At 68.5% G+C, this 19,407-nt stretch carries 16 protein-coding genes, 1 tRNA gene and 1 pseudogene; 12 read left to right on the top strand and 6 right to left on the bottom strand.

Annotated elements, in window-relative coordinates; genetic code table 11:
* Positions 1 to 16: 16 nt before the first annotated feature.
* Positions 17 to 106, top strand: a tRNA-Ser gene (locus tag GBG68_RS12205).
* 141 nt (positions 107 to 247) lie between these two features.
* Complete coding sequence (locus GBG68_RS12200; protein WP_152147737.1) at positions 248 to 922, top strand: hypothetical protein; 675 nt, start codon at positions 248 to 250, stop codon at positions 920 to 922.
* A gap of 19 nt (positions 923 to 941) precedes the next feature.
* On the opposite strand, the gene GBG68_RS12195 is transcribed toward GBG68_RS12200, so the two are convergent.
* On the bottom strand, positions 942 to 1,826 hold the full coding sequence (locus GBG68_RS12195) for a serine/threonine-protein kinase (RefSeq protein ID WP_152147735.1): 885 nt from the start codon (positions 1,824 to 1,826) through the stop codon (positions 942 to 944).
* A gap of 142 nt (positions 1,827 to 1,968) precedes the next feature.
* On the opposite strand from GBG68_RS12195, the gene GBG68_RS12190 reads away from it, so the two are divergent.
* The 8 genes from GBG68_RS12190 to GBG68_RS12155 are packed head-to-tail and all read left to right on the top strand — an operon-like array spanning position 1,969 to position 12,616.
* Complete coding sequence (locus GBG68_RS12190) at positions 1,969 to 3,240, top strand: FHA domain-containing protein (protein ID WP_193222328.1); 1,272 nt, start codon at positions 1,969 to 1,971, stop codon at positions 3,238 to 3,240.
* 58 nt (positions 3,241 to 3,298) lie between these two features.
* Positions 3,299 to 3,757: a type VI secretion system lipoprotein TssJ gene (tssJ, locus tag GBG68_RS12185; RefSeq protein WP_152147731.1), complete on the top strand. Its 459-nt coding sequence runs from the start codon at positions 3,299 to 3,301 to the stop codon at positions 3,755 to 3,757.
* 24 nt (positions 3,758 to 3,781) lie between these two features.
* Positions 3,782 to 5,116 carry a type VI secretion system baseplate subunit TssK gene (tssK, locus tag GBG68_RS12180; RefSeq protein WP_152147729.1) on the top strand — a complete coding sequence of 445 codons (1,335 nt, stop codon included), beginning with the start codon at positions 3,782 to 3,784 and terminating at the stop codon, positions 5,114 to 5,116.
* 42 nt (positions 5,117 to 5,158) lie between these two features.
* Entirely contained in the window at positions 5,159 to 6,553 is a 1,395-nt protein-coding gene (tssL, locus tag GBG68_RS12175) for a type VI secretion system protein TssL, long form (RefSeq protein ID WP_152147727.1), read from the top strand.
* A gap of 36 nt (positions 6,554 to 6,589) precedes the next feature.
* On the top strand, positions 6,590 to 9,784 hold the full coding sequence (gene tssM, locus GBG68_RS12170; protein ID WP_193222327.1) for a type VI secretion system membrane subunit TssM: 3,195 nt from the start codon (positions 6,590 to 6,592) through the stop codon (positions 9,782 to 9,784).
* Positions 9,781 to 10,470 carry a PP2C family protein-serine/threonine phosphatase gene (locus tag GBG68_RS14195; protein ID WP_193222326.1) on the top strand — a complete coding sequence of 230 codons (690 nt, stop codon included), beginning with the start codon at positions 9,781 to 9,783 and terminating at the stop codon, positions 10,468 to 10,470. Before tssM ends, GBG68_RS14195 begins: the two co-directional genes overlap by 4 nt.
* Before the next feature lie 29 nt (positions 10,471 to 10,499).
* On the top strand, positions 10,500 to 12,275 hold the full coding sequence (locus GBG68_RS12160; RefSeq protein ID WP_152147720.1) for a type VI secretion system Vgr family protein: 1,776 nt from the start codon (positions 10,500 to 10,502) through the stop codon (positions 12,273 to 12,275).
* Positions 12,276 to 12,286: 11 nt separating this feature from the next.
* On the top strand, positions 12,287 to 12,616 hold the full coding sequence (locus tag GBG68_RS12155) for a PAAR domain-containing protein (RefSeq protein WP_152147718.1): 330 nt from the start codon (positions 12,287 to 12,289) through the stop codon (positions 12,614 to 12,616).
* Positions 12,617 to 12,696: 80 nt separating this feature from the next.
* Here the strand turns inward: GBG68_RS12155 and GBG68_RS14725 are convergent.
* Together GBG68_RS14725 and GBG68_RS12150 are read right to left on the bottom strand one after the other, a co-directional pair.
* Positions 12,697 to 12,876, bottom strand: a pseudogene (locus GBG68_RS14725) (DUF5996 family protein); the annotation flags it as partial.
* A 74-nt stretch (positions 12,877 to 12,950) separates the two neighbouring features.
* Positions 12,951 to 13,445, bottom strand: a complete 495-nt coding sequence (locus GBG68_RS12150; RefSeq protein ID WP_226801791.1) for a nucleoside deaminase — start codon at positions 13,443 to 13,445, stop codon at positions 12,951 to 12,953.
* Positions 13,446 to 13,708: 263 nt separating this feature from the next.
* Between GBG68_RS12150 and GBG68_RS12145 the strand changes: the two genes are divergently transcribed.
* Positions 13,709 to 14,107: an OsmC family protein gene (locus tag GBG68_RS12145; protein ID WP_226801790.1), complete on the top strand. Its 399-nt coding sequence runs from the start codon at positions 13,709 to 13,711 to the stop codon at positions 14,105 to 14,107.
* Positions 14,108 to 14,130: 23 nt separating this feature from the next.
* Here the strand turns inward: GBG68_RS12145 and GBG68_RS12140 are convergent, their stop codons facing one another.
* Positions 14,131 to 15,138 carry an NAD-dependent epimerase/dehydratase family protein gene (locus GBG68_RS12140; RefSeq protein WP_152147714.1) on the bottom strand — a complete coding sequence of 336 codons (1,008 nt, stop codon included), beginning with the start codon at positions 15,136 to 15,138 and terminating at the stop codon, positions 14,131 to 14,133.
* Between the two features lie 112 nt (positions 15,139 to 15,250).
* On the opposite strand from GBG68_RS12140, the gene GBG68_RS12135 reads away from it, so the two are divergent.
* On the top strand, positions 15,251 to 16,588 hold the full coding sequence (locus GBG68_RS12135) for an MFS transporter (RefSeq protein WP_152147712.1): 1,338 nt from the start codon (positions 15,251 to 15,253) through the stop codon (positions 16,586 to 16,588).
* Positions 16,589 to 16,710: 122 nt separating this feature from the next.
* Here GBG68_RS12135 and GBG68_RS12130 read toward each other — a convergent pair whose 3' ends face one another.
* Positions 16,711 to 18,246 carry an MFS transporter gene (locus GBG68_RS12130; protein ID WP_152147710.1) on the bottom strand — a complete coding sequence of 512 codons (1,536 nt, stop codon included), beginning with the start codon at positions 18,244 to 18,246 and terminating at the stop codon, positions 16,711 to 16,713.
* Positions 18,247 to 18,409: 163 nt separating this feature from the next.
* Positions 18,410 to 18,937, bottom strand: a complete 528-nt coding sequence (locus GBG68_RS12125) for a hypothetical protein (RefSeq protein WP_152147708.1) — start codon at positions 18,935 to 18,937, stop codon at positions 18,410 to 18,412.
* Positions 18,938 to 19,407 lie beyond the last annotated feature (470 nt).

The raw sequence follows: 19,407 nt of genomic DNA, 5'->3' as shown, positions 1-19,407 counted from the left end.
CGCGGCGTCTCCACAAGGAGGGTTGGCAGAGCGGTTGAATGCACCGGTCTTGAAAACCGGCAGGGGTTAACGCCCCTCCAGGGTTCGAATCCCTGACCCTCCGCCAATTCCACGACGACCGCCGTGCCCAACCGGTGTGTGGATTGGTGAAATAGCCTTCGGGAACTTGCACACGCACGAAACGCATGGCGACTGCCTGTGCGTTGATCTGCAATGTTTCCTTTTAACCCAAAGAAGAAAAATAGTGATGTTCAATTTGAAGTTTTCATGGTTGTTGGTCGTTTGTCTGGGGCTCGTCGGATGTGGGACCAAAGTCATACCCGTCACCCTTCCCGAAGCCAGCGAAGCCGCAGTGACGAAGGGATATGTAAGGATCTCCGCGATCGACGATTATCGGAATTTCCGGCGTTCCCCTTCGTCTCCCTACACACCGTCTATCGAAGGGGATGATATTGATAACCCGGAAAAACGGCGTAAATCCATCGGCCGGATGCGTCACGGTACCTACCAGTACGCTCTATGGAATTTTTCGTTTGTAGGGGACGAGGATATATTCGGTGCGTGCCGGAAAATCGTCAGTAACAGCTTGTCCAGCGCGGGCTATCATGTGGTTTCGCCTGATCATGCCGAATACGATTCAGCGATCCCTGTCACCATCGAAGTCCTGGAGTTTTGGGCTTGGATGCAGCCGAAATTCAATATCGACGTCAGCTTCGACAGCAAATTGCGGGTCAGGTCGGAACTTCCGGAAGGTGGCCTCGACGTTACGGCTTCGGGAAGGCATACATTCAGCACCGCATACGCCGGTTTGGATGCCTGGACCAAGGTGGTGAAGATCGGCGTGGAAAACCTTCACCGGGACATGCTGGCCAAGCTTGGCGGAGAAATCAGAGAGCAGGCGGAAAAGCATCAGGGAAATTGAGCGCAACACCGCCGACCATCTACAGTACACGGCGCACCCAGGCCGTGGCGCCTTCCCGGTCCGCCCGTTGTGCCAGCACGCCTTGCAGAACTCGCCATCCCCGCCGGCCCATTCCCGGCGGACGCTGTGGCCGCATGCCTACGCGCAGGCCCTGCAGCGCATCTCTAGTGCCGTAGGGCAGGGCGCCCGCGAACAGTTGGTAGATCAGGCAGGCCAGCGCGTAGTAATCGTCCCGCGGACCAGGGGCGGCACCCGCTAGTAGCGCCGGGCTGGCGTAGCGGGCGGAGTAGGACAGACAGGCGCGTTCGTCGCGGCCGGCGTCGCGGTCGCGGGCCCCGGCGAAGTCGATCAGCTTGATCTCGCCACAGTCCCCCAGCAGCACATTGGCCGGCTTGATATCGCCGTGCACGATGCCGACTTCATGGGCGGCATCCACCGCGGCCGCCAGCGCCAGGGCGATGCCCCGGGCCAGCCCCGCCGGCAGGCCGCCCGCGGGGCTGCGCTGCAAACGCCGGGCCAGGGTCTCGCCGGCGATGTACTCCATGCTCAGAAAGCATACCGGCGGCTCCCAGCCTAGATCGTGAATGCGCAGGATGTGCGGGTGCTGCAGCCGCCGGGCGGTGTGCAGTTCGGCCAAGGCAAGCCTGGGGGCCAGGTCGCGCCCCGCCAGGCGCAGCCCGGTGTAAACCTTCAGCGCCACGGGGGCTTCCCGGCCGCTGAGCGCGCGGCTCAGCAGGTCTTCCGCGCGGTACACATGGCTGGTGGCGCCGCTGGCCAGTCGCTCGCACAGCCGGTAGCGTCCGGCCAGCACCAGATCGCAGGGCAGGGGTGGTGCCAGGGCGGCGAGCTCGGTAGGCGATGCGGCGGGGCAGGCGAGGGCCTCCCCGGTGGTCAGTGCTTCCATGCCTGGACCCGTGTGTGCTTCGTGCTAGTATTTTCCCGCCCACTCCATGGGCGCGAACAACATAACACGGGTCTTCAGCAGCTCTCCAGGGGCCGGCGCGCCGGATGCGCGCCTTGGGCGGGAGGGCGGAGCGGCAAGGGATATGCAGATCAAACTGAGCCTCACGGGCGCGTCCGCGTCCATCTCCGGCGCGCCGGAAAACAACCACGTCTTCGATGAGCGGGGCGGTGTCATCGGCCGCGAGCCGGGCTTCGGCTGGACGCTGCCCTGTGCGCGCAAGCTGGTGTCGCGCAAGCACGCGGTGGTCAGCCTGGAAGCGGATACCTTCTACCTCTACGACGGCAGCACCAACGGCGTGTTCCACAACGGCGCCGCGCAGCCGATAGGCACGGGGGGGCGGGTGGCCTTGGCCGTAGGCGACGAGTTGCGCATCGGTGAGTACACCATCGCGGTGGAATCAGCCGAGACCGCCGCCGAGGCGCTGGCAGAGTCTGCACCGGGGCCGGGAAGCGAGCCGCTGCCGCCGCCCGCCCCGTCGCCGACACCGACGGAGCAGGCCCTCGCGCCCGAGGCCTTCGCGGCTGAGCCCGCGCCCGATCCGGATTCCCGCCGCGAAGCCGCCAGCGGCCCCTTCCGATCCCGCCCGGCGCCCGATCTGGGCCACACGGCGGAGGCTTTTCAGCCCCCGGCCGTCCTGATCCCCGAAGACTGGGACTTGCAAGTAGCGGCGCCGGGAGAAGGCGCCGAGCCTGCCGCGCAACCCACCGTGGCCGGCGCGCTCAATGCCCTGGCGCCGCCCACGGCTCGGGCCCTGCTGGCCGGCCTGCGGCTGGAGGACAAGCCCCTATCGATGCCGGAGCCGGGTCCGGAGCTGGTGGGCGCCCTGGCCCAAGCCCTGCGCCTAGCCCTGCAGGGGGCCTTTGAACTGCGCCAGGAGCTCGATGCCGTGGAACGACGTGCCTCCCGGGGGCGTCGCCCGGCAACGGCCCCCCGAATCGCGGGCGAGGAGGGGGTGCCGGGCTATCTGCGCGCCTTGCTGCGGGCGGCCGATGAGCCGGAGCGGGACCGCCTGTTGTTCGCCCTGCATGACTTCATTGCCGGCATGCGCGGGCGCCTGGTCGGTACGGCCAGTTGTCTGGAGCAGGCATCCCGGGCGGTGGTGGAGCAATTCGCGCCGGAGAAGTTGTGCGGGCGTTACCGCCTGCAGCGGCGCAGAGCGCGCGGGCTGCGCCGGCTCGGCGGCTATCTGGGGGGCCTGTGGAACCCGGCCGGTGCCCGCTGGCGGCATTACCGCCGCTGGTACGCCGCACAGCAGGCGCAAGGCCATCGTGCAGTGCGGCAATTGCTTGAAAAGAAATTTATCGCCCTATACGCTGAACGCGCCAAGGGGCCGGCAGCGCCCGCCCGTCGCTAAGCGCGGCGGTTCGGCTTGTTCCAGGGATAAGGAACAATAAAAACAAGGAGGTGTGCGCGTGCCTTTACGCGTGATCGCAAGTCTGATGCTCGGCATCCTGCTGAGTGCCTGCGCGGCCAACCGGGCCGTGCTGACCCCCTACGAGCGCCTAAAGCTGCAGGCGAGTACCGCGCTGAACCCGGATGTGGAACAGGTACCGTCACCCCTGAGCCTGCGCGTTTACCAGCTCAGCGAGCGCACCAGCTTCGACAATCTGGATTTCGACGCCGCCTGGGACCATGCTCCCAGGCTGCTGGGAGAGCAGCTGCGCGCCGCGCGCGAGCGCACCCTGCAGCCGGGCGAGACCCTGCACGAGAAGCTGGAGCTCGACCCCCGCACCCGCCACATCGCCCTGGTCGCGGCCTATCGCGATATAGCCGGCTCCCGCTGGCGACTGGTCTACGACGTGAACCCCCACTGGTATCAGAGTCACCGGGTGGTGTTGAAAGCCGACGGCCTGATGCTGGCCGAAGACTGAAACACCGCCCCGAAGGAAGCACGGATGCTCAACAACAAGATCGCCTGGCTGGAGAGCCAGTACCTGTTCCCCCATCACTTCCAGCAGCAGGAGCGCTACATCGAGCACCGCATCGAGCAGCGCGCCGGCGCGATCCGCGCCGAAGTGTACGGTCTGCGCCGCTTGGGTATCGACAGTGGTGCCCTGGCCGAAGGGCGCTTCGCGTTGCGGCAGGCTTCGGGCCTGATGCCCGACGGAACCCCCTTCGAGATGCCCGCCGAGGACCCGCTGCCCCCGCCCCTGCGGGTGCCGGAGCATACCCGCGAGCGCACCGTGTACCTGGCGATGCCGGTCTACCAGGCGGGCAATGGCTGGCTGGCCCGGGAAGAAACCGCCCAGGGCATCGCCCGCTACCGCCTGGGCCTGCTAGATGTCTATGACTACAGCGGCGAGACTCGCGAGCCGGAGGCCGTGGAAACCGCCGTGCTCAGCCCCCGCTTGCTGCTGGAGGGCGAGGATCTGGGTGGATACACCCTGTTGCCCCTGGCCCGGATACGGGAGCTTACCCCCGAAGGGGCGGTGGTGCTGGAGCGGCGGTTCATCCCGCCCTGTCTGGACATCGCCTGCAGCCAGCGCCTTCGCCTGTGGCTGGAGGAGTTGATTGGCCTGTTGCGCCAGCGCGGCGAGGCGCTGGCGGCCCGCTTCGCCCAACCCGGCAAGAGCGGCGGCAGCTCGGCAATTGCCGACTTTCTGCTGCTGCAGCTGATCAACCGGGCAGAACCCCGCCTGCGCCACCTGCAGCAACGCCCGCTACTGCACCCGGAGGTGCTGTACCGGGAATTGACGGGCCTGAGCGGGGAGCTGGCCACTTTCACCACCGCCGCCAAGCGCCCGCTGGCGCAGGCGGCCTACCGGCACCAGGCGCTGGAGGCGAGCTTCGCGCCATTGATCGAGCAGCTGGGCCGCCAGCTCAGCGCCGTGCTGGAGCAGACCGCCGTGGCCCTGCCCCTGGAAGAGCGCCAGTACGGCCTGCGGGTCGCGCCCCTGGCCGATCGCGGCCTGCTCAAGCAAGCCCGTTTCGTACTCGCGGCACGGGCCGATTTGGCCACCGAGCAGCTGCGCGAGCAGCTGGGCCCGCTGATCAAGGCCGGCGCGGTGGAGAACATCCGCGAGCTGGTGAACAACCAGCTGCCGGGCATCACCCTCAACCCCCTGCCGGTGGTGCCGCGCGAGATCCCCTATCACGCCGGCTTCGTCTACTTCGAGCTGGACAGCCGCTGCGAGCCTTGGCAGGCCCTGCGCCAGTCCGGCGGTTTCGCCTTCCACATCGCCGGGGAGTTCCCGGGGCTGGAGCTGGAATTCTGGGCCATTCGCGCCTGAACCTGAACGAGGGGGCGGGATGCCCCCGGGGAGCCGCCAGGAATGGCCGCAGATGATGACAAGACCCGGCTGCGCGGCGTCGCGGAAGAGCCCACCCTGATCCGCCCGCGGCCCTTGCCCGAAGACCCGGCCGAAGACGAGCCGCCGGACGACGCTACCGTGTTCCGGCCCATGGCCGCCCCGGCGCCCGGCTATACCCCGGCGCGGATCGCCCGCTTTCCCCAGGGCGGGCTACTGGAAGAGGCCGCGGAACTGCTGCAGATCGCGGCGGATTTGGCCCAGACCCGCGCGGAGCCGGCGCTGGACGCCCTGCATGCCGATCTGCTCGGCCGGCTGCGCGGTTTTCGGCGCCGGGCCGAAGCGACGGCGGAGGCCCCCTGGGTGGCCGAGCGCGCCGCCTATCTGCTGGGCGCCTTCCTGGACGAGACCGTCCTCAACACTCCCTGGGGCGAGCGCAGCGACTGGAGTCGACGCAGCCTCCTGCGTCTGTGTCATGGCGAGACCTGGGGCGGTGAGCGGGTGTTCGATGACATCGCCCGGGCCCGGGAAGCGTCGGCGCAGGGCCGCGCCTATCTGCAGCTGGCCTATCGCTGTCTGGCCCTGGGCTTCCAGGGCAAGTATCGGGTGCGGGAGCGAGGACGTGCCGAGCTGGACGCCCTGCGCGACGCCTTGTACCGCGAGCTGCGCGGCGCGGCGCCGGCCGATGGGAAAGCCGCCGAGCAGCCCACCGCCGCGGCCGGCGCCCACGCGCGCCGGCTCGGCTTCAAGGCCGTGCTGACGCTGAGTGCGCTGATCCTGGGTTTGATCGTCGCTACCACCTACGGCTTCTTGCGCATGGACCTTGGTCGTGAGAGCGGCCGTCTGCAGGCGCGTCTCGCGGCCCTGGTGCCGCCCCCGGCGAAGGCCGAGCTGCCCGATGGGTCCGCCTCGGCGCCCACTCAGCCGCCAGGCTTGGCGTTGCTACGCCGTCAGCTTGCGCCGGAAATCGCCCGCGGCGTGCTGGCCGTGGAGCCGCTGGGCGAAGGGGTCGCGGTGGTGCTGCGTGCGCCGGAGTTGTTCGGTTCCGCCAGCGCGGAGCTGGCCCCGGCCTACTACCCCGTGCTCGACAAGCTCGGCCATGCCCTGGCGGCGGTGCCTGGGCAGGTGGTGGTGGCGGGGCACACCGACAACCAGGCCATACGCAGCACCCGATATCCCTCCAACTGGCACCTTTCGCTGGCGCGGGCCGCGGCGGTGGCCAATTACCTGGGGCGCGAGGCCCAGCTGGCCGGCCGCCTGCTCCCCGAGGGGCGGGCCGACACCCAGCCGGTGGCCGACAACCAAAGCCGGGAAGGCCGGGCGCGCAATCGTCGGGTGACCCTGGAACTGACCCCTTGGAAGAAAGCACTCATCGATGGCCCTGGCGGGAAGCCTGGCCGGGCGCGGACGCCCCGGTGAATGAAGCCGTGTCCCCCTCAACCAGTGGAGCAAGGAATGCTCAAACGTATTGGCCGGCGCCGGGCAGCGAGCCGGGCGCCTGAACCAAGCGACCCGCCCCGGCGCGCCCGCCGCGGGGCGCCAAACACCCACCCCCGGGCGGCCAATCCGCTGGCCCGGGGCCTGGAGCCCACGCTTGCCGCCCTGAGCGCCGCGGGCCTGGCCCGGGGCGCCGGGCGCCTGCCCTGGTACCTGCTGATCGGGCTGCCCGATGTCGGCAAGAGCCGCTTGTTGGCGGAAAGCGGCCTGCGTTTCACGCCCGGCGCCGAGAGCCCGGCACCCATCGGCGGGGCCAACCCCGATGCTCGCTGGTGGCTGGCCGAGGAGGCCGTGTACATCGACCTGGCTGGGCGCTATACCAGCCAGGCCAACCCGGATGTGGACGAAGGCGAGGACTGGCGCGATCTATTGCACCAACTCCGCCGCCGTCGGGCCGCGCCCGCGCTCAACGGGGTGATCCTCACCGTCGCCCTGGACAGCTTCATGGCGCAAACGCCCACCGAGCGCGCCGCCCAGGCCGCGACCCTGCGCCGCCGGGTTCAGGAACTGAACAGCCATCTGCGCCTGGACCTGCCGGTGTACCTGCTGTTCACTCGCCTGGACCGATTCCCGGGCTTCAACGAGTTCTTCGCTCGCCTGGATGGCTCTGAGCGCGCCCAGCCCTGGGGGGTGCGCCTACCGCTGGCCGACAGTGCCGCGGAGTCCTTCCCCGAGGCCTGCACCGCGCTGCTGCAGCGGGCCGAGCAGGCCCAACTGGAGCGTCTGCACGCCGAGCCCAGCCTGGCCCATCGCCGGCAGATCCACGGGTTTCCCCGCCGCATGCTCGCCCTGACCGATGAGCTGCAGGTGTTCCTGCAGGAAATAGTCGCCCCGACCCGTTTCGAGCAGGGTGCGATCCTGCGCGGCGTGTATTTCCTCAGCGCTCGCCCGGCCTGCTTTATCGAGCGCGTGCTGCGCGAGCAGCTGCCCGCCGATCGGGATCTGGCGGCCGAGGACGGCCCACGGCGGCAGCGGCGCAAACGCCGACGCCAGGCCGGCTGGGTGGCGCTGGCGGCGAGCTTTCTCATCGCCGTCACGGCCCTGGGAGTAAGCCATCAGCGCAACAGCGACTGGCTGGGCGGTCTCGATACGGCGCTGGCGGGTTACCGTGAACCGCCTGCGCCGCACACGGGCCAGGGCACCGACTGGGTGGCCCTGGCCGGGGCTCTTGATCAGCTTCGTCGCCTGCCCGGCGGCTTTGCCCAGGGCACGGACGCACCGTGGCTCACCACCGGGTTTGGCCTGTATGAGGGCGAGCGGCTTGGCCCGGCAGCGGCGGCAGCCTACCGGCGGGGCTTGCGCCACTTGTTGCTGCCGGCGCTCACCCGCGCCATGGAAGCGCGGTTGCGGGGTGATGCGCCGGACGAAGAGGCACTCTACGAGACCTTGCGCCACTACCTCATGCTCCACCGGCCGGCCCACCAGGATGCCGCCAGCATCCAGCGCTGGGCCGAGGGGCTCTGGGCGCGGTCGCTGCTCGGTGCCGAGCACGCGCAGCGGCGGGAGGCGCTGCAGGAGCATCTTGCCGCGGCCCTGGCGGATGCCCTGGAGCCGCCCCCGGCGGATGCCCGCGCCATTGCGCTCGCCCGGGAGGGCCTGGCTCGAACCAGCCTGGAACGGCGGGTCTATCGTCGGCTCAAGCAGGAGTATCTGCAAAAGAACCCCGCGGAATTCAGCCTCCGGAGCGTGCTGGGTGATCGCGCCCAGGAGCTGTTCACCCGGCGCAGCGGCGCGAGCCTCGCTCGGGGCGTGCCGGCTTTCTACAGCTACGAGGCCTTCCACGGCAGCTTTCAGCTGCAAAGCCGGCAGCTCGCTCGCAAGCTGGCGGAAGAGCGCTGGATCTACGGCGACAACGCCGATGCGGAACCGGCCGGCGAGAGCCTGGATCAGCTCGCCGGCCGGGTCCAGGCCCTGTATTTCCAGGGTTACATCGCACACTGGCGGGCCTTTCTGGAGGATCTTCGGCTGCGGGGTTTCCGCGGCACGGCGGCGGGCGCCCAACGTTACGCCCGGCTGGCCGGCGACGACGCGCCCCTGCAGCGGCTGCTGGCGCGGATACGCCGGCACACGGCTCTGGACCAGTTGCCCGACACCGTCACCGAAACCGCGACACTGGCCGCCGGCGGCGCCGAGCGTCTCCCCGAGCAGGCCGCGGCGCTGTCCCAGGCATTGCCCGCGGTCCTGCCCGGTGCCCCGGTGGCCCAAGCCTTCGCCACGTTCAACCACTGGGCCGCGCCCGGGGCTGGCAGCCCGCTCGCGGGCTTGCAGCAGTCCCTGGTGGCCGCGGCCGATCATCTGGCCGCCCTTGATCAGGCGCTGGACCCAGGCGAGCTCGCCCTGCGCGCGCTGGCCGCGGGGGGTGGAGCGCAGATGCAGGGGTTCGCCCGCGCGGCACAGCGCGCGCCGGCACCGGTACGCGCCTGGTTCGCGTCGCTGCGCGCCGATGGCACCACACTTACCCGTCGCCTCGCCCGCGCCCGGCTCAACGCCCTGTGGCAGGCCGAAGTGCTCACCGCCTTCCGCCCCCTGGCCGATCGCTATCCGCTGCGCCCGGATGCGCCCCACGAGCTCAGCTTGCGCGACTTCGCGGCCTTCTTCGGTCCCGGCGGGCGGCTGGAGCAGTACTACCAGCGCCATCTGACGCCCCTGGTGCGCGAGCGGGGCGATAGCCTGCAATGGCGTGTGGCCAGCGGCATTCCCCAGGAAACCCTGATGCTGTTCCAGCGCGCCCGGGCGGTACGCCGGGACTTCTTCGATGCAGCCGGCGCGCCCCGGGTGGCGTTCACCCTGCGCCCCCGCCGGCTGGCGAAAGCCGCCCTGGGGGTCACCCTGGATCACGGCGAGCAGCGCCTGGAGTATCGCCACGGCCCACGCCGCGCCCAGCGGCTGTACTGGCCCACGGACAGCGAGGGGGAATCGCGGTTGGTGTTCCAACTCGCCAGCCGTACGCTGCCGCTCAGCACGCGCACCGAAGGCCCCTGGAGCTGGTATCGCATGCTGGAGCGCCACGGACGCCTGAACCCGGAAGGCGATGGCTGGCTGCTGGCCTTGGAACTGGACGGTGTGGAGGCGCAGTTCGAGCTGCGCCCCGAGGGGCGTGCCGGCGCCAACCTGGGCTTGTTGCGGGGCTTCACCCTGCCGGAGCGCCTGTGAGCGCCGCCCTGCAAGCCCAACAGCTGCTCAGTGTCGCGGGCAGCCACCCGGGCTATCGCCGCCCGCATAACGAGGATGCCGTGTTGGCCCGGCCCGAAGCGGGCCTGTGGGCCGTGGCCGATGGCATGGGCGGGCACAGTCACGGTGGGCTGGCCAGCCGTCAGCTGGCCGAGGCTCTCTCTACCTTGGCCGCCCGGTGGCGGGGCGCGCGGCTGCTGGCAGGCATCCCCCCCGCACTGGCCGCGGCCAACCGCTCATTGCTGGCGCGGGCCCGGGAGCAGGGCGGGGGCTGCATCATCGGCAGCACGGTCGTGGTGTTGGCACTCGCGGCCGATCGCTTCCATTGTCTGTGGGCCGGCGACAGCCGGGCGTATCTGTGGCGACGGGGCATCCTGCATCGGCTCACCGAGGATCACCGTACCCCCGGCGATGGCGGTCGGCTGACCCGCGCGGTGGGGGCCGAGGCCGAGCTGGTGCTGGATGCCCGGGCCGGGTCGCTGTATCGCGGCGATCTGTTCCTGCTCTGCAGCGACGGCTTGTGTGGCCTCCTTGATGAGCGGCGAATCGCCGAGGTCCTTGCCCGGGAGCGGCCCCCGAATTATGTATCGGCCCTCATCCGCGCCACGCTGGAACGGGGCGCGCCGGATAACGTCAGCTGCGTGGTCGTCGGGGTGCCGGGCGGCTGAACCAGAAAGTCACAGGGAGTGTGAACGTCATGGGTGTACCCATTTCAGGGCCGCAGGAGCGCCGCCTGCTGCGGCTGGAGACCCCACTGGGGGCCGATGCGCTGATTCCGCGGCATCTGAGCGGCAGCGAGCGGCTCTCTGCCGGCTTCGAGTTCCAGCTGGAAGCGTACAGCGACACCCGCCACGGCCTGGGTGCCGCGGAGCTGATCGGCCGTCCGGTGGGCCTGGGGCTGGCGACGGAGCAGGGCGCGGCGCGCCACTTCCACGCGCTGGTGAATGGCCTGGAGGACCTGGGCCGTAGTCAGGCCGGCCGGCGCAGCCATTATCGCCTCAAGCTGGTGCCCTGGCTGTGGCTGCTCGGGCAGCGCAGCGACTGCCGAGTCTTCCAGCGGCTGAGCATTCCCCAGGTGCTGGAGCGCCTCACCCAGCCCCTGGTCAACCAGGGGCTGGGGCGGGTGGATTTCAGCCGCCTGCGAGCTCGCCACCCGGTGCATCGCTACCTGGTGCAGTACAACGAGACCGACCTCAACGCCCTGAACCGCTGGGCGGCTCGCGAGGGCATCGCCTACTACTTCACGCACCAGCACGACGGCCACACCCTGCATTTCATCGACGACCCCCTGGCCGTGCCGCTGCTGGACCCGGAAACCCTGCTACTCACCACCGACACCCCCGCCCAGGAGCACCTGCGCCACTGGTCCCGGCGCGAGCGTTTCGTCAACGCGCACTTTCGCGAGTCCAGCTACAACTACCAGCACGGCCCGAGCGCTCTGCGCGCCGAGGCGCGCCTGGGTGCGCCCCACGACCAGCCGCCCCACAGTACCGGGCTGCAGCCCTATCGCGACAGCGAGGATTACCTGAACGCCGAGCAGGGGCGCCTGCAACTCGCCCGCCGCGCCGCTCGGGAAACCCAACAGCGTTCGAGCGTGCGCGCCGAAGGCGACTACCGTTGCCTGCGCCCGGGCCACGGCTTCCGTCTGCGCGCCACCCCTGGCGGCGGCGCCGTGGACGAGGGGCGGGGCTTCACCCTCAGCGGTGTGCACTGGGAGCTGACCGCCCAGGCCGGCGCGGGTCTGGCCTGCGCCACCGTGCTCGATGCCGTGCCCCGGGGGGAGCTGGTCTATCCCCAGGCCGAGCAGCCGCGCATCTCGGGCCTGCAAACCGCGGTGGTCACCGGGCAGCAGCCGGGCACCGTGCACAGCGACCATGGCGAAGACGCCCTGGGCCGGGTGCGGGTGCGCTTTCATTGGGATCGCGAGCAGCGCCTGGCCGATCAGAGCAGTTGCTGGCTGCGGGTCATGCAGCAGGGCGGGGGGCGTGGCGTGAGTGCCTTCTACGCCCTGCCGCGGGTCGGCGACGAAGTGGTGGTGGCCTTCGAGAACGGCAATCCGGACCGCCCCTTCGTGCTGGGTGCCTTGCCCCATCCCCAGCGGCCGCCGCCCTACGGCGCCGAGCCCGGGCGCTGCGGCATACGCACCGAAAGCTTCGATGCCCGGGGCGCGGCGCCGGGGAAGTGGAACGAGCTGCGCTTCGACGACCGCAAGAACGCGGAAGAGGTCTACCTGCGGGCGGAAAAGGACTTCAACAGCGATGTCCTGAACGATTTGAGCCTGCGCGTGGGGCGCCAGCTCAGCAGCACCGTGGGCGCCAGTGAAACCCGCGACGTGGCCGACAGCCTCACCATCACCGCCGGTGCGCGGATCACCCTGCGGGTGGGGGGCAACAGCATCGTCATCAGCGAGAGCGGCATCGACATCACCGGTGGGGCGGTGCGCATCCAGGGCAGCCCCGTGAGCCTCAACTGAGGAGCGCACCCATGGCCTATATCGACACCAGGCCCGCCGCCCGCCTGGGCGACATCGGCAGTGCCCACGGCTGCTACCCCGAAACGCCCATTATCGAGGGCAGTGCTGATGTCATCTGCAACGGCCGCCCGGTGGCGCGCCTGGGTGATGCACTGCTCGATCACGGCTGCTCCCGCTGCAACAGCCACCCGCGAATGATCGCCGCCGGCGCGGCCGGCGTGCTGGTCAACGGTCGGCCCTGGGCGCGCCAGGGTGATGCCGTGGACTGCGGCGGGGTGGTGCAGGGCGGCTCGGGCGATGTGTTGATCGGCGCCAGACGGTCAGAGGTTCCTGGAAAATGATCAGCGTTGATCCCGGCTCCAGCGACGATCAACCGACTGAATACAACCCGGATTGATAGGCCCCGGGTGGCATTCGGTGACGCCAACACTCCGTGCGCGATGAAATCGAGGTCGAGCGCGAAGTTTCCACCCCGGCAGGGGATGGAGGAGCTCGTCAGACCCCGCAGTGTCACGTACAGGGCATTGCCCCGGGGGTGGTTGATCCAGGGGCCCAGGGCCAGGCGTATCTTGCCCAGCATCTGTGCCCACATACGCACCGTATCGGTGGGCCTCTCAGTGGCATTCCCTTCGCGCCCATGGCTGCCTCACCCGCCCGGTCGAACTCTGGTGCTGGTCAGCGCTCACCCCCACCGCGGCCGCGGTGGAAGCGGCGGTGCAGATCGTGCACCGCCTCCACCAGGCTGGCGACCGGGCCTTCCACCACGGCGCCGGGGACGACCTGCTGGATAGGCAAGGAACGAACCGGGGCGGGGGAGGCGCCCAACTCGGCGAGCCAGGCGGCCAGTTGTTCCGAGGAGCTGATGTAGACGATCCGCCCAAGCCCCGCCCAGCCGTGTGCGGCCGCGCACATCGGGCAATGCTCACCGGACGTGTAGACCGTCGCCGCCGCCCGTTCGTCCGCGCGCAGGTTCGCGGCGGCCCAGCGCGCCAGATCGAACTCGGGGTGGCGGGTGCGATCGGCTGAGGCCACCCGATTGCGGGCTTCCATGAGGACGGCCCCGTCCGCGCCCACGAGCACGGAACCGAAGGGTTCATCCCCTGCCTCCAGAGCCTCTGCCGCCAAGGCGACGCAGCGGCGCAAATGCGCCATGTCTGAATTGTGCACCACAATACGCTCCCTGCTTTCGACCGTCGCAATACGCGCCGTGGTACAGCGCGCGGCTGCTCCGGATCCCGTGGCCTCGGGTGGCTGACGGGCGCCATCCTGACGAAAGTGTGCCGCCGCGCGTCGCCCGCAACAAGGGCGCGCGGCTCCGCGGGTGTCGGCCGTGTCCGTCGCGGCCCGGGCGTTGAATCTCGCCGCGGTCGCCGTATCGTTGCTAAGGTTGGGTTCAGGGGCCGGGGCTGGACAACGAGAGCGGGAGCGAAGAAGTGAGAGTCAAACCCATCGCCGAGATCACGATGAATAGCCTGAGCGGGCATGTGCAGCAGGTGCGGGCGGGGCCCCATGAGTGGAGAGCCGATGAGCCTGTCGCCCAGGGCGGTGACGGCAGCGCCCCCGCACCCTACGAGCTGCTGCTCTCGGCCCTGGGCGCCTGTACCGCGATCACCCTGCAGATGTACGCCCGGCGCAAGCAATGGGAACTGGGTGAGATCCATTTGGAGATGAAGTTCTTCATGCATGAGGGCGAGGAGCGGATCGAACGGGTACTGCGTTTTGGCGCCGCGCTGGACGATGGGCAGCGTGCGCGTCTATTGGAAATCGCGGGGAAGACGCCAGTCACTCGTACCGTGCATGCCGGCACGCCCATAGAGACGCGGCTGGCCTGACACGCAAGCCCCGCAGGGGGCTGTCATGCCTCGTCGTGGCGCAGCGGGTAGTTGCGCAATTCCGCCAGCCCCTGCGCTCTGCTGACCCGGGGCCGGTAACCGAGTTCCCGTTGCGCTTTGCTGATATCCAGAGTCACCTCAACCCCTAGCGTGGAATACTCCTGCAGGCTCAGTGGGCCCTGCAGCCGACCACCCGTCGCCCGCGACAGCAACTCACTCAGTTGTGCAAGCCGTCGGACCAGGAATCGGGGCAGGGATTTAGCTGTTGGCCTGGCGCCTTGGCTTGCGAGCATCTCGGAGACGAATTCCCTGAACCGCACCGGCGGGCCATCACTGATGAAGTAAACCTCTCCGCCCTGACCCTTGAGCAGGGCCAGCAGGGCGCCGTGGCACAGATTGTCCACATGGGTGGTGGAGGTCAGGTAGTCGCCGCCCCCGATCCAGACCAGTCGGCCCGAGGCATTGGCGGACAACAGTTGTTTCAGCGCCGTAGTATCGTCCTTTCCCCAGACGAACCGTGGCCGAATGACCACCACGGACATCTCTCGGCCGTTGGCGTTGCGCGCTATTCTTTCCGCATTTGATTTGCTGTGCGAATAGCCCCCTGCCAGGGTCGGCGGGATGGGCATGTCCTCGGTTGCGTTTCGCAGGGGGCTGCCCGTCAACAGAACCGCTTCGGTGCTGATGTGCAGCGCTCTGGCCACCTTTTGCCGCCTGGCAACGCGATACAGAAGTGACGTGCCCGCAATATTGATCGTGTTTTGCGAGGCGCTTTGGGCAGCGTGAGAGGTGTCCGCTGCGGCGTGAATCAGATAGTCGGCTCCCTCGAGCCCCGCAGCCAGCGCGGCTTCGTCGAGCAGATCGCCGAGAACTGGTTGCGCCCCAAGCTGCTGCACGATGCTTGCCGCCCGTGGGCTGCGCGCCAGAGCGCGTACGTTGGCGCCCTCGCTGAGCAGAGCGCGCACCAGGTTCCGCCCCACATAGCCACTGCCGCCGGTTATGAAGACAGTTTTTCCATTTATTTTTAGCACGTTCCATCCTGTTGATCAGGCCCCGCCGAGGGTGGCGCAACCGGGTGCCGTCGCCGAAGAATCATACCTCCTGTAGGATCAAAGGCTACAACCGACGAGGCCACGAGCGTCCATGAAAAACCTCCGCCCCAGCGAACGGCTGTACGCCCTGGTCGCCAATGAGGAAGACGCCCGCGTCTGTACCGACATCAGCGAGGAAGCGTGCCGGGAAGTGCCGGGCAATTTTTTCCGCATCATAGTCGCCAATATGTTCACCAAGATCGGCGATTTGCTGATCAACCCGAAGACGGTGCTGGCGTGGCTCATCGTGGCCGTGGGCGCGCCCCAGGCGCTGGTCGGGCTGCTGGTGCCGATCCGGGAATCCGGTTCGCTCATTCCGCAACTGCTGATCGGTGCCTGGGTGCGCCGGCACCCGGTGCGCAAGGGCTTTTGGGTGATGGGGGCGGTGTTGCAGGGGCTGGCCGTGCTGGGCATGGCCCTGGCGGTCTGGCTGCTGGATGCGCTCGCCGCCGCGCTGGTGGTGATCGCCCTGTTGCTGCTGTTCAGTGTCAGCCGCGGCTTCTGTTCGGTGGCGATGAAGGATGTCCAGGGCAAATGCATTCCGCGCGCCCGGCGTGGTCGCCTGGCGGGGCTGGCGGCCACCCTGTCGGGTCTGGCGGCGATGCTGGTCGGCCTGCTGCTGTTCGGCGGCGACAAGGACCCGGATATCGGCTTTTACGCGGTCCTGCTGCTGGCGGCGGGCTTGTGCTGGTTCCTGGCCGGCGCGGTCTTTGCCGGTGTCGACGAATTTCGCGGAGAGACCGGCGGTGGCGGCAACGCTTTGCGGCAAGGCGTGCGCAGCCTCAACCTGCTGGTGCGCGACCGGACCTTTCGTCATTTCGTCATCGCCCGGGCCTTCTTGATGGCCTCCGCCCTGGGGTCGCCCTTCGTGGTGGTATTGGCCCAGCGCCACAGCCAGGACACGGCGCTACTGGGCAGCTTCGTGGTCGCCTCCGCACTGGCCAGTGCCATCAGCGCCAGCGTGTGGGGGTTTCTGGCCGACGCCTCCAGTCGCCAGGTGATGATCCGTGGCGGCGGCCTGGCGGCCATGGTGTGTCTTCTGGTCGCCGGCCTGGCGATGCTGTCCCCCTCCTGGCGCGGTGGGGCCTGGTTCTATCCGCTGGCCTTTTTCGTGCTCGCCGTAGCCCATTCCGGGGTGCGTATCGGTCGCAAGACCTATCTGGTGGACATGGCCGGTGGCAACAAGCGCACCGATTACACGGCGGTGAGCAATACCGTCATAGGCGTGCTGCTGCTGGTGGCGGGCGGCCTCAGTGCCGGCGTGGCGCTGCTGGGCACGTCCTGGGCCCTGCTTCTGCTGGGGAGCATGGGCCTGCTCGGCGCGGCCTGGTCCTGGCGGCTGCCGGAGCTTACGCACTTGGCTGATGAGCCCGACGGCAAGGCGTCATGATTCACCTGGCCGCAGCGGCGAAAGCGCGCAAGCACTGACCGCGCCCAGGGCCAAGCGTTGCGGCTCCGCTGGCACCGTCACGCGCGGAACGCTTGAAGTGCGTGCTCCCGAACGGCTTTCACTCAGAAGTGGCCGTCGCCGGCCTCAAGGGTTCGGCGAGCCCGGTGCCGCGCGGCCGCTTTCCCCGCGATGCGTCTGCTGCGCTCCTTCTGATCCTTGAGGGCCACGCCCAGCGCGCTGAGCACGACCAGTGCGATCAGGCCGAAGCCGACGATCACGGCGACGGACCAGGACCACAGCGCCAGCGCGGCAAAAACCGCCGCCGTGATCATGGCAATGCCCACGGACGTCCCGATGCGCTGGCCCGTCTGCACGATCGCGCCCGAGCTTCCCGCATAGGCCAGAGGCACCTCTTCCAGGGTCAGCGTCTGGTTCGGGCTGATGACAGCCCCTTGCGCCAGCCCGATGAAGGACAGCGACAGCAGTAGCCACCACACGCTCAGCTCGAAGCGCTCGTGCAGCAGGACGACGATGCTGCTGCTCATGAGGCCCACCAGGGCCAGTACCAGCCCGACGATGACGATCCTCCGGCCATGGCGGTTGACCCGGCGGCCCGACCAGTGCGCGGCATAGGCGGACAGCAACGCCGCCGGGATCCCGAAAAGACCCGACTCGAAGGCCGTCTTGCCCTCGCCGTTCTGGACATAGAGCGCCACCAGCACCCAGACACTGGTCATGCCCATGAAATAGAGCATCATGATGAGCGCGCCGTTGGTGAAACTGCGGATGCGGAAGATGGCCAGATCCACCATGGGGTTGTGACCGAAGCGCGCGCAACGTCGCTCCCAGGCCAGCCACAGCCAGACCAGCCCGAGCCCGACCGGCAGCAGCGCCCACCAGAGCCTTTCGCCGCGCGATTCCATGAACGGATAAAGTACCGCCAGAATGGCGAGCCCCAGCAACACGGAGCCGATTGGATCCAGCGCCTTCAGCCAGGCCGCGGCCCGGGCCCTGCGCCCGCCCGCGCCACCGGGCGGGCGGGAGAAAAGCGGCTTCGGGAACCAGCGCAGCCCCAGGATCATGGCGATGATGCCGATCGGAACATTCACCAGGAAGGTCAGGCGCCAGCCCAGCTCGGGGCCACCGGTCTCGATGAGAAAGCCGCCCAGCACCGGGCCGATCGCGACGGAGAACCCGACGACGGTGCCGAAATAGCCGAAGGCTCGACCCCGATGCTCCCCCCGGAAATACTGCTGGATCATCCCCACGCCCTGCGGATTGAGCAGCCCCGAACCGATGCCCTGGATGAACCGCGCGGTATTGAGCCACATCGCGTCGGGGGCGAGCCCGGCGGCGATGGACGAGGCGGTGAAGATGCCGACCCCGATGAGAAAGATGCCGCCACGGCCCATGATGTCGCCAGCCCGCCCCGCGGCCACCAGGAACACCCCGAAGGTCAGCGCATAGCCCGACAGGACCCATTGGAGATCCGACTGATCCGCCCCCAGGCCCCGCTGAATCGAGGGCAGGGCGACGTTGACGATACTCACGCCGATCAGCGACATGAAGATCACCGCCAACAGCACCGCCAGGATGCGCCAGCGATCCGCGTCCGCGACTACCGTGCTGTGTCTGTGTGCTGGCGTCTTCATGGACATGCCCCGCGGACTGGCCGCCGCGACGCGTGCCGGCCCGCGAATTGCTGAACGATGCGCAACGCGCACTCTGGTGTGGCGAAGCCGCGATTAACGAAGGGCCTCCCCGGCTCTCATGGGTACTCCGGGGCCCTGATTCGAGGGGGGAGGCGGTTGCGTGCTGTCGTTAGAACGCTTTTCCGTTTTCTTCATTTGCAGGTTCTTCTTCCGCTGCCGGCAAACGTTGCAGCCGCCGCCCGGATAAGCGGATGCCGAGCCCGAAGACGATGGCCAGCAGCGCAGCGATGCCCAGTGCAACATAGGGCAGCGCATAGAGCATCAAACCGCCCATGCCGAGATCCGGGCGGCCCGAGGCGTTTTGCCACAGCAGCAGCACGGCGACCGCCACCACTGGCAAAAGTCCCGAGACGAGCATGCCAAGCTGGCAAGCTCGCCGCAGGACTTCGGCGGGGCGATGTGCGCGAAAGAGCGGCCAGCCAACGGCGAGCCCGAAGGCGACCACCGCGGCCAGAAAACCAACGGCGTCGGGTGCATCCTCGCCGGTGATGCCGAAGAAGAGGTAAACGGCTTCACACCACACCAGAGCGCCAATCGGAAGCGCCAGACACACAGCCACCGCAAGACCCAGCGGCCCTGGTGGGAAGGATGGGCGCACTTGCCGCGGCCGAGGATTGTTCATCTTGTTCGAACCCATGGCGGCTCACCTGAGGTTGCGGTTACTCGCGTGCCCTAACGCGGCCGTAGAAAAGCCCGTATCCGAGCAGGCAGGGGGAGGGGGGCTGATGTTGCGCCTTGCTGGCCTGGCGGACGAGCCAAACAGCCTTTTTACAGTTCCTGGGCCTAGTCTGGCCCAAAACGGTTAAAACGCCCACTTCTGTGGCCTGACGACGCGTTCTCCGGCCCTGCGGGGCGACCCTCGGCGGATGCAATGGCGCGAGCTTTTGGTGGGCAAGCTTCTCGATGTTGTGCATCAGACGGCAGAGCTTCCACTGCCCATCCACCTTCGCTCGACCGACCAGCGCTCGCCGGGTGGGAGGGCGGATCGTAAGCTCCCCCGTCAAGTAGACACCTCCAAACTAGAACCCATGGCGTAGTGGGTAAAATGTTCGAGCGGTGTGCGTTCGCCCAAGGCGTCGTGCGGCCGCTCCTCGTTGTACTCGATCA

The organism is Alkalilimnicola sp. S0819, from assembly GCF_009295635.1.
GTDB lineage: Bacteria > Pseudomonadota > Gammaproteobacteria > Nitrococcales > WHIW01 > S0819.
This window is presented reverse-complemented; position numbering and strand designations above follow the sequence as displayed.

What these genes read in the sequence shown, in the direction of transcription:
- GBG68_RS12160 (WP_152147720.1), top strand. Translation starts at nt 10,500, where the DNA reads ATGGGTGTACCCATTTCAGGGCCGCAGGAGCGCCGCCTGCTGCGGCTG.
- GBG68_RS12130 (WP_152147710.1), bottom strand. Translation starts at nt 18,246, where the DNA reads ATGTCCATGAAGACGCCAGCACACAGACACAGCACGGTAGTCGCGGAC.
- GBG68_RS12195 (WP_152147735.1), bottom strand. Translation starts at nt 1,826, where the DNA reads ATGGAAGCACTGACCACCGGGGAGGCCCTCGCCTGCCCCGCCGCATCG.
- tssL (WP_152147727.1), top strand. Translation starts at nt 5,159, where the DNA reads ATGGCCGCAGATGATGACAAGACCCGGCTGCGCGGCGTCGCGGAAGAG.
- GBG68_RS12200 (WP_152147737.1), top strand. Translation starts at nt 248, where the DNA reads ATGTTCAATTTGAAGTTTTCATGGTTGTTGGTCGTTTGTCTGGGGCTC.
- GBG68_RS12155 (WP_152147718.1), top strand. Translation starts at nt 12,287, where the DNA reads ATGGCCTATATCGACACCAGGCCCGCCGCCCGCCTGGGCGACATCGGC.
- tssK (WP_152147729.1), top strand. Translation starts at nt 3,782, where the DNA reads ATGCTCAACAACAAGATCGCCTGGCTGGAGAGCCAGTACCTGTTCCCC.
- tssM (WP_193222327.1), top strand. Translation starts at nt 6,590, where the DNA reads ATGCTCAAACGTATTGGCCGGCGCCGGGCAGCGAGCCGGGCGCCTGAA.
- GBG68_RS12125 (WP_152147708.1), bottom strand. Translation starts at nt 18,937, where the DNA reads ATGGGTTCGAACAAGATGAACAATCCTCGGCCGCGGCAAGTGCGCCCA.
- GBG68_RS12135 (WP_152147712.1), top strand. Translation starts at nt 15,251, where the DNA reads ATGAAAAACCTCCGCCCCAGCGAACGGCTGTACGCCCTGGTCGCCAAT.
- GBG68_RS12190 (WP_193222328.1), top strand. Translation starts at nt 1,969, where the DNA reads ATGCAGATCAAACTGAGCCTCACGGGCGCGTCCGCGTCCATCTCCGGC.